This window comes from Kribbella sp. NPDC051952 (assembly GCF_040680855.1).
Lineage (GTDB): Bacteria > Actinomycetota > Actinomycetes > Propionibacteriales > Kribbellaceae > Kribbella.
The window spans coordinates 1-7,422 of record NZ_JBFAXQ010000057.1 but is presented as its reverse complement, the minus strand read 5'-3'; the positions used below and the strand labels follow the sequence as shown (position 1 = coordinate 7,422).

Genomic DNA, 7,422 nt, shown 5'->3' with positions numbered 1-7,422 from the left:
GGACCCGGGCGGTCCGGCTGTTCGAGCTGGCGGTGCTGGTGTCGTTGTTGATGACCCAGGTGTTCCAGTTCGCCGGGACGCAGTTCGCGGCGGTGCCGAAGGGATATCCCCTCGTATCCCCCGCGGGGTTGAGACGGAGGGGCAGGACCGGGCGGGCGCGCTCTACGATGAAGGGGTGAGCGAGATCATCGAGTTGGCCCGGCGGGCGCGGGAGGCGTCGTACGCCTTGGCGGATGCGTCCCGGGCGACCAAGGACGCAGCACTGCACGCGATGGCGGCGGCGTTGCGTGCCAACACGGACGGCATCGTCGCCGCGAACGCGAAGGATGTTGCGGCTGCGCGAGAGGGCGGTATGCCGGAGTCGACGGTGGACCGGCTGGCGCTGGACCCGAAGCGTGTGGATGCGATGGCTGCGGGACTCGAGCAGCTGGCGGGACTGACCGACCCGGTGGGGGAGGTCGTTCGCGGGTACACGCTGCCGAACGGGCTCGAGCTCCGCCAGGTGCGGGTGCCGTTCGGCGTGATCGGCATCATCTACGAGGCGCGTCCGAACGTGACCGCCGATGCGGCCGGCATCTGCCTCAAGTCGGGCAACGCGGTCCTGCTCCGCGGCTCGTCGTCGGCCGCCGCGTCCAACGAGGCGATCATCGCCGTACTGCGGGATGCCGCCGAGTCGGCCGGGTTGCCGGCGGACGTCGTACAGGGTGTGCCGACGGATCGGGCCGCGGTGAAGGAGCTCATGCAGGCGCGTGGGCTGGTCGACGTACTGATTCCGCGCGGTGGTGCTGGGCTGATCCAGACCGTGGTCTCCGAGTCGACCGTGCCGGTGATCGAGACCGGGGTCGGCAACTGCCACGTGTACGTCGATGCCGACGCCGATCTCGAACTGGCGCTGAAGATCCTGCTCAACTCGAAGACCCAGCGCCCGAGCGTCTGCAACGCGGCCGAGTCGCTGCTCGTGCACTCGTCGATCGCGGACGAGTTCCTGGCGCAGGCGCTCCCCGCGCTCGCCGAGGCCGGTGTCACCGTGCACGGCGATCCGACGGTTGTTGCTGCGGGCAAGGATGTTGTTGCCGCGACCGAGGAAGACTTCGGCATCGAGTACAACTCGTTGGACCTGTCCGCGGCCGTGGTTTCCTCGCTGGAGGATGCGGTGCAGCACATTCGTCGCTACAGCTCGGGTCACACCGAGGCGATCATTACTCGGTCCCAGGCTTCCGCCCGTCGCTTCGTGCAGGCGGTGGACTCGGCCGCGGTCGTGGTCAACGCGAGCACGCGGTTCACCGACGGCGGGGAGTTCGGCTTCGGTGCGGAGATCGGCATCTCGACCCAGAAACTCCACGCCCGCGGCCCGATGGGCCTTCCGGAGATGACGTCCACCAAGTACGTCGTTACCGGGGAAGGTCAGCTCAGGAGCTGAGTCGCGTCGTTCTCCTCGACGACGGGCGGCGCGGCCGACATCACGGCCAGCGCCGCTAGGTATCCCGGCGGGACCGCCAGCTCCACCAGGTGCGTGCCGTCCGGGACCATGACGGTGCGCAGATCGGTGCGGAGGCCGTCACCGGTCGCCTTCACGACGGCTTCCTTCCGAGTCCAGTACGTCGTGAACACGCTCGCCTTTTCGATTCCGTTGTACTGGCTGAGGTCACGCAGCTCCTCCGGCGCAAGCGTGAGCCGGGCCACCGCGTCGATGTCGATCCCGGGGTCGACCTTCTCCACGTCGAGCCCGAGCGGGTGGTCGCCGATCGCAACGCCGACGAGGTCGCCGGCGTGCGTCACGGACAACTCGGCGCCGTCTGTCCGAACCTTGCCGTGCGGCTTCCCGCAGTCGGGGCAGGTCCGATTGACGACAATACTTGCCGGAGGCAACGAGAACCGCGCCGCCAGCAACCGCCGGACCAGCGTCGCCCCGAGCAGGAACCGCGCCTTGTCCTCATCCCGCACATACGCCGCCAACCGCCCGCGCTCAACCTCATCCATATCCCCAACAAACTCATCCTGCACCATCCCAACCCGCCCCCACCAAACCTCAACCACCCCCCGCCGCCCACCCGCCCCAACCGCACCCGTCGAGACAACCGCGCTCGGCGCCCCAACGGCACCCACCACCCCAACCGCGTCCGTCGACGCAACCGCCTCCGTTGCCCCCGCCGGACCCCGCGATGCAACCGCGTCCGTCGACGCAACCGCCTCCGATGCCTCAACCGCGCTCGTCAACGCAACCGCGTCCGCCGCCACCACTGCATCCGTCGAGGCCACCGAGTCCGTCGACACAGCCCCACCCGTCGACCCAGCAGCGTCCGTCGACCCAGCTGCGTCCGTCTTACCGGCTGCGCCTGTCGACGCAACGGCTCCCACCGCCCCAGCCTCGTCCGCCGACCCAACTGCACCCGTCGACGCAACCGCGTCCGCAGCGCCAACCGCACTCGGCGCCCCAACCGCACCCGCCATCCCAACCATGTCCGTCGACCCAGCTGCGTCCGTCGACCCGACCGCACTCGGCGACCCAGCCGCGTTCGCCGAACCGACCGCTCCCGCTGCCTCAACTGCACTCGTCGAGGCAACCGGGTCCGTCAACCAGGGGTCACCCGTCGAGGCGACCGCGTCCGTCGAACCGGTGGTGGCTGTCGGCCTGGCTTCGTTTGTCGGTCCGCTGTCGGTCGTCATACCGGCCCCGGGGTCCAGGTCAGTTTGCCTGTGGTTAGGTCGTCGACTATTCGGTCGATCCACTCGGATTCGGCTACCGCGATCGCTCGCTGGTACTCGGTCTCGAGTAGCGCGAATCGGGGGATCGGGCCGCCTTCGACCTCAAGGACCAGCTCACCGTCGAGCTCCGAGATGCGTTCCGCCAGCAGTTCGCGCCGCTGCAGGAGGAGTTCGCCGGCCGTCTCCGGCGGCACCAGCATCACGAACGACAGACCCGCCGGAAACTCGGGGAACTCGTTGCGCGGGATGCTGAGGATCTCCGCCAGCCACTCCCGGCACACCGCCCGCCCGTCCTCGGTCAGGTGGTAGACCGTCCGCTCCGGGTACCGCTCGTCCCGCTCGGTGGCGCCGGCGGTGATGAGCCCAGCCTCCTCCAACCGCACGATCATCCGGTACAGACTGGTCCGCTGACCGACATTGACCACCTGGTCCTTGCCCCACTGCTTGATCAGCCGCTGGATCCCGTACGGGTGCAGCGGCCCGTTCTCGAGGAGGCCGAGAATCGCGAGCGCGAGTGGTGAACGTCGGAAGGTCACTTCGACAGCATACGGGTTCACAGATACTAGTTGCAATGAAACTAGATGATGTGTGACTATCGATCCATGAACACAGCAGAACTGACTCAGGATGTGGTGGAGTCCCGCGACGGGACCGAGATCGGCTACTGGAAGACCGGGCAGGGACCGGCGGTCGTCGTACTGCACGGCAGCATGGAGTCCGCCCGCAGTCACACCCTCCTCGCTGAGGCGCTGGCCGACGAGTTCACCGTCTACCTGCCCGATCGCCGCGGTCGCGGTCTGTCCGGTCCGCATCGGCTGGACCACACCGTGCGTACCGAGGTCGAAGATCTCGAAGCTGTACTGACCGCAGCCGGCGCCGAGTTGGCATTCGGCGTGAGTGCGGGCGGCGCGGTCGTGCTGGAGGCGGCGCGCACGCTCTCAAGCTTGCAGAAAGTCGCATTGTATGAACCTGCGATTGTTGACAATCCGACGCCGCATCGCGAGTGGCTGGCCCGCTTCGACCGTGAAGTTGCCGAGGGCAATCTTGCCGGCGCGATGGTGACCAGCATGTACGGGCTGCAGCTGGCGCCGGCGTTCCTGAAGGTGATCCCGCGCGGACTGATGACGCGGATGACCGAGAAGATGCTGGTCAAGGACGAGCGGCAGGCCGGGCCGGACGCCGTCACCATGCGCACACTCGCGCCGACGATCCATCACGAAGGCGCACTGATCGCCGAGCTGGCCGGCACCTTCGACGCATTCCGCAACGTCTCGGCGGACGTGCTGCTGATGGGTGGCAGCAAAGGTCTGAAGGCGCTGAAGCCGTGGCGAGACACGCTGGAGAAGGTCCTGCCGCACTGTCAACGGGTGGAGTTCGACGGCCTCGACCACGGTGCCTCGAGCGATCCCGGCGGTACCAACCCAGGTGGCAGCGCCAAAGTGGTCGGTCGCGTCGCGGCCGAGGTCAAGGCGTTCTTCAAGCAGTCCTGAGCGCCCAGTCGACCGCGTCCGCGATGTCCGTGACCGGATAACGCACAGCCTTGATTGCGCGATCGGTGCCGATCACCAGTACGACGCGCTTGAGCCGCTCGTACCCACCAGCGCGGAAGGTGGGCAGCCGGAGCGCAGCGGTCAGTTCGAGCTCGAGGTCGGACAGCAGCAGGTGGGGGATCTCCTCGGCTTTCGCGAACGCCTCCTGTTCGTCGGTCCGTTGCGTACTGACGCCGCGGATCGCGACTCCCTTGGCGGCGAACTCGTCGTACCGGGCCGCGAAGAGCCGGTTCTCCAACGTGCAGCCGGTCGCGCCCGCGATCTCGTCCCAGCCGTCCGGCAGCGGCGTCGGCCGACCCGTCGCCGGGTAGCCGAACAGGACGGTCGACTGGGATCCGGTGTCCACTACGTCAAGCGCCGTACCGGCAATGGACGGCAGCGAGATGTCCGGAACGCGTTGGCCAACGAGCTCGTGGATGCGGTGCGCGGGCGGCTCGTCTGCGTCGTTCGTACCGGTGAGTGAGCCGTCGCCGAGCAGCCAGCGGTCACCCCAGTCCTGGAGCGCGACCAGCACGGGCAGTAGCGCACGACCGCGCGGTGTGAGGCGGTAGGCGTAGCGAGTCGGACGGTCCTGGTACGCCGATCGCTCGATGATCTCGCTGTCGAGCAGACCGGTGAGCCGCTCGGTCAGGACCTTCCGGGAGATCGCCAGCGACTCGGCGAGCTGGTCGAACCGATCGACGCCGCGAGCCAGGTCGCGGACGATCAGCAGCTCCCAGCCGTCGCCGATGACGCCGAGGGACTGCGCGATCGCACAATCCGGCTCGGGCGAGAAGGTACTCCGCCGCACGTCGACCCCCAATCCGGTTGCCACCACGCTAACGCGATGAGTAAGTTCCTCTTAGGAACTCACTCTACCTGAGGAGTGCGCATGTACTGGCGTCGGATCGCGGAGTTGCCGGCCTGGCTCAAGGCGGTGATGGTCGGGCAGCTGGTCAGTTCGGCCGGCGCCCTGGCGTGGATCTACCTGACGCTGTACCTGGTCGAGGATCGCGGGATGTCGGCGCAGCAGGCTGGCTTCGCGGCTGCGGCGTACGGCGTGGGTTTGTTGGGCGGCAACCTCGGCGGGGGATGGTTCGGCGACCGTTTCGGCCTGCGTACGGCGGCTGTGATCAGCCAGCTGGCCTGGGCGATCAGCTGCGTGGCGATGCCGCTGACGCCTAATGGGCTGCTTGGTGTGGTCGCCGCGCTGGCCGGTCTGTTCGGTGGGGCGAGTCGGCCGAATCTGAGTGCGCTGGTCGCGACCGCGCTCCCCGCTGAGCGTCGGCGCGAGGGGATCGCGCTGTCGCGGACCGCGAGCAACGCCGGCTTCACGATCGGGCCGCCGCTTGGCGGACTCGTGGCGGCGTACGACTTCTCGCTGGTCTTCGTGATCGATGCGGTGAGCAGTCTGGTGCTCGCGGCAATCATCTGGCGCTGGGTCCCCGCGGCACGTCGCAGGTCGGTGCCTTCTGGTGCAGGGCTCTGGCGGGAGCTGCTGAGGGATCGGACGGTGCTCGTGTTGCTGGCGACGATCGTGGTGGTCGACACCGTGTATCGGCAGCTGTTCGCGACGATGCCGTTGTTGTTGAGGGATGCGGGTTCACCTGTGGTCGCGTACGGCGTACTGATCGGCCTGAGTTCCGTGGTCATCGTGTGCTGTGAGGCGCCGCTGGCGGTGCGGCTGAGGGGACATCGGGCGACGCACGTGATTGCTGTCGGGTTCGCGCTGGTGGGCGTCGGGCTGGCGGCCCTGGGGTTCTGGCCGGCGTTGGTCGGGGCAGCTGTCGCGGTGGCCGTGATCACGGCGGGGGAGATGCTCTACAAACCGACGGCCACGGCGTACGTCGCCGATGCGGCTCCGGAGGGGATGGTCGGGCGCTACTCGAGCCTGTACGCCGCTGCCTCGATCAGTGGGATGTTCCTGGCTCCTGCATTGGGCGGTACGGCGTACGAGCACGCGCCGGGACTGCTCTTCCCGGTCGCGGCCGCGCTCGCTCTGGTGGCTGCCCTCGTCATTCGGGCAGCGGCGCGGGACGCCCTTCCCAGCGTGTCGACAGCACGACAGTCGTCCGGGTCCTGACCACGCCGTTCACCCGTCGCAGTGAGCCGACCACCGCTTCGAGCTGGGTGACGTCGGCGACGCGAACCTTGACCACGAGCTCCTGGTCGCCGGCGACGAACCAGCAATCCTCGACCGCCGCGATCTCGCGAACCTGTTCGACGATGTCGTCGGTCTCCACGTCGTCGCGCTGGAACAGCCCGATCAGCGCGCTGGTGCCGAGCCCGACCTGTGCCGGTGCGACCACCGCGCGATAGCCGAGCAGTACGCCGCGATCCTCCAGCCGGCGGACCCGCTCCTGCACGCTCGGCCCGGACAGGCCGACGACCCGGCCGAGTTCGGCCCAGCTCGAGCGCCCGTTCAGTCGCAGCGCCTCGATCAGCTGTCTGTCGATCGCGTCCATGGATCCTCCCGTTCGCCAGAGATTCGTAGGCAGGGAATCTACTGGACCTTTAATTCGTTTGTGACAACGTAAGGCAAACCGTACAATTGGGGTATCGAGGCGAGCTCGTCCCGATACCGTCGTACCAACCTAGTGAAGGAACCATGATCTCCCCCGCCGATGTTGTTGCCCGTGCCCAGATCGACGAGCGGCACCGCGTCGCCGCGAGGGCGCGGCGTGCACACGCCGTGCCGTCCACCTGGCGCCGGCTGCTGACCCGTCACGTCCGTCCCAGCTGACCGATTTGTTCGCGACCGGTGCGACTCCTGTGTTCTCACAGGGCCACCGGTCGCTGTTGTGTCGGTGGTGACGAGATAGGCTCTGGTCCATGCTCAAGCTGCTCCTGCCGCAGGTCGCGGCCCTCGAAGAGGCCAGTACCGAGGCTTCGCACATCTCGCCGTGGTGGTACGGCGGTTTCGCGCTGTTCGTGCTCGTCCTGCTGCTGCTCGTCACCGTCATCATGGGTAAGGGCCGGCCGCACAGCTGAGCGGCTGAGAACTGGCTGATATGGCTTCTGTCGAGCGGGTCCGGCGCCTGGGCGTGATGGGTGGCACGTTCGACCCCATCCACCATGGGCACCTGGTCGCGGCCAGCGAGGTCCAGGCGTACTTCGATCTGGACGAGGTGATCTTCGTCCCGACCGGCCAGCCGTGGCAGAAGTCGGACAAGAAGGTGTCGGCGCC

General features: G+C 67.8%; 10 protein-coding genes. 6 read left to right on the top strand and 4 right to left on the bottom strand.

The window, feature by feature from the left end; translation table 11 throughout:
- Positions 1 to 175 precede the first annotated feature (175 nt).
- A complete protein-coding gene (locus AB0L70_RS41645) occupies positions 176 to 1,420 on the top strand; it encodes a glutamate-5-semialdehyde dehydrogenase (protein WP_363692476.1) in 1,245 nt (414 codons plus the stop codon).
- Here AB0L70_RS41645 and AB0L70_RS41640 read toward each other — a convergent pair.
- Both AB0L70_RS41640 and AB0L70_RS41635 read right to left on the bottom strand, forming a co-directional pair.
- On the bottom strand, positions 1,405 to 1,980 hold the full coding sequence (locus tag AB0L70_RS41640) for a 4'-phosphopantetheinyl transferase superfamily protein (protein WP_363692475.1): 576 nt from the start codon (positions 1,978 to 1,980) through the stop codon (positions 1,405 to 1,407). The genes AB0L70_RS41645 and AB0L70_RS41640 overlap by 16 nt on opposite strands.
- A 683-nt stretch (positions 1,981 to 2,663) precedes the next feature.
- Positions 2,664 to 3,242: a PadR family transcriptional regulator gene (locus AB0L70_RS41635; RefSeq protein ID WP_363692474.1), complete on the bottom strand. Its 579-nt coding sequence runs from the start codon at positions 3,240 to 3,242 to the stop codon at positions 2,664 to 2,666.
- 66 nt (positions 3,243 to 3,308) lie between these two features.
- On the opposite strand from AB0L70_RS41635, the gene AB0L70_RS41630 reads away from it, so the two are divergent.
- Positions 3,309 to 4,196 (top strand): alpha/beta hydrolase, encoded by an 888-nt coding sequence (locus AB0L70_RS41630; protein WP_363692473.1) that lies wholly within the window; start codon positions 3,309 to 3,311, stop codon positions 4,194 to 4,196.
- Here the strand turns inward: AB0L70_RS41630 and AB0L70_RS41625 are convergent.
- Positions 4,183 to 5,046 carry a winged helix-turn-helix transcriptional regulator gene (locus AB0L70_RS41625; RefSeq protein WP_363692472.1) on the bottom strand — a complete coding sequence of 288 codons (864 nt, stop codon included), beginning with the start codon at positions 5,044 to 5,046 and terminating at the stop codon, positions 4,183 to 4,185. The two genes, AB0L70_RS41630 and AB0L70_RS41625, sit on opposite strands and share 14 nt — an antisense overlap.
- Before the next feature lie 81 nt (positions 5,047 to 5,127).
- Here AB0L70_RS41625 and AB0L70_RS41620 point away from each other — a divergent pair, with 81 nt between their 5' ends.
- On the top strand, positions 5,128 to 6,318 hold the full coding sequence (locus AB0L70_RS41620) for an MFS transporter (protein WP_363692471.1): 1,191 nt from the start codon (positions 5,128 to 5,130) through the stop codon (positions 6,316 to 6,318).
- On the opposite strand, the gene AB0L70_RS41615 is transcribed toward AB0L70_RS41620, so the two are convergent.
- Positions 6,251 to 6,700: an Lrp/AsnC family transcriptional regulator gene (locus AB0L70_RS41615; protein WP_363692470.1), complete on the bottom strand. Its 450-nt coding sequence runs from the start codon at positions 6,698 to 6,700 to the stop codon at positions 6,251 to 6,253. The genes AB0L70_RS41620 and AB0L70_RS41615 overlap by 68 nt on opposite strands.
- 143 nt (positions 6,701 to 6,843) lie before the next feature.
- Here AB0L70_RS41615 and AB0L70_RS41610 point away from each other — a divergent pair, with 143 nt between their 5' ends.
- From AB0L70_RS41610 to AB0L70_RS41600, 3 genes are all read left to right on the top strand, one after another.
- The gene (locus tag AB0L70_RS41610; protein WP_363692469.1) at positions 6,844 to 6,978 is read left to right on the top strand and encodes a hypothetical protein; all 135 of its coding nucleotides are present in this window, start codon (positions 6,844 to 6,846) and stop codon (positions 6,976 to 6,978) included.
- 89 nt (positions 6,979 to 7,067) lie between these two features.
- A complete protein-coding gene (locus AB0L70_RS41605; RefSeq protein WP_363692468.1) occupies positions 7,068 to 7,226 on the top strand; it encodes a hypothetical protein in 159 nt (52 codons plus the stop codon).
- A gap of 20 nt (positions 7,227 to 7,246) precedes the next feature.
- Positions 7,247 to 7,422, top strand: a 176-nt coding sequence (locus AB0L70_RS41600) for an adenylyltransferase/cytidyltransferase family protein (RefSeq protein ID WP_363692477.1), incomplete at its 3' end; no start/stop codon positions are given.

What these genes read in the sequence shown, in the direction of transcription:
- AB0L70_RS41605 (WP_363692468.1), top strand. Translation starts at nt 7,068, where the DNA reads ATGCTCAAGCTGCTCCTGCCGCAGGTCGCGGCCCTCGAAGAGGCCAGT.
- AB0L70_RS41615 (WP_363692470.1), bottom strand. Translation starts at nt 6,700, where the DNA reads ATGGACGCGATCGACAGACAGCTGATCGAGGCGCTGCGACTGAACGGG.
- AB0L70_RS41620 (WP_363692471.1), top strand. Translation starts at nt 5,128, where the DNA reads ATGTACTGGCGTCGGATCGCGGAGTTGCCGGCCTGGCTCAAGGCGGTG.
- AB0L70_RS41630 (WP_363692473.1), top strand. Translation starts at nt 3,309, where the DNA reads ATGAACACAGCAGAACTGACTCAGGATGTGGTGGAGTCCCGCGACGGG.
- AB0L70_RS41640 (WP_363692475.1), bottom strand. Translation starts at nt 1,980, where the DNA reads ATGGATGAGGTTGAGCGCGGGCGGTTGGCGGCGTATGTGCGGGATGAG.
- AB0L70_RS41610 (WP_363692469.1), top strand. Translation starts at nt 6,844, where the DNA reads ATGATCTCCCCCGCCGATGTTGTTGCCCGTGCCCAGATCGACGAGCGG.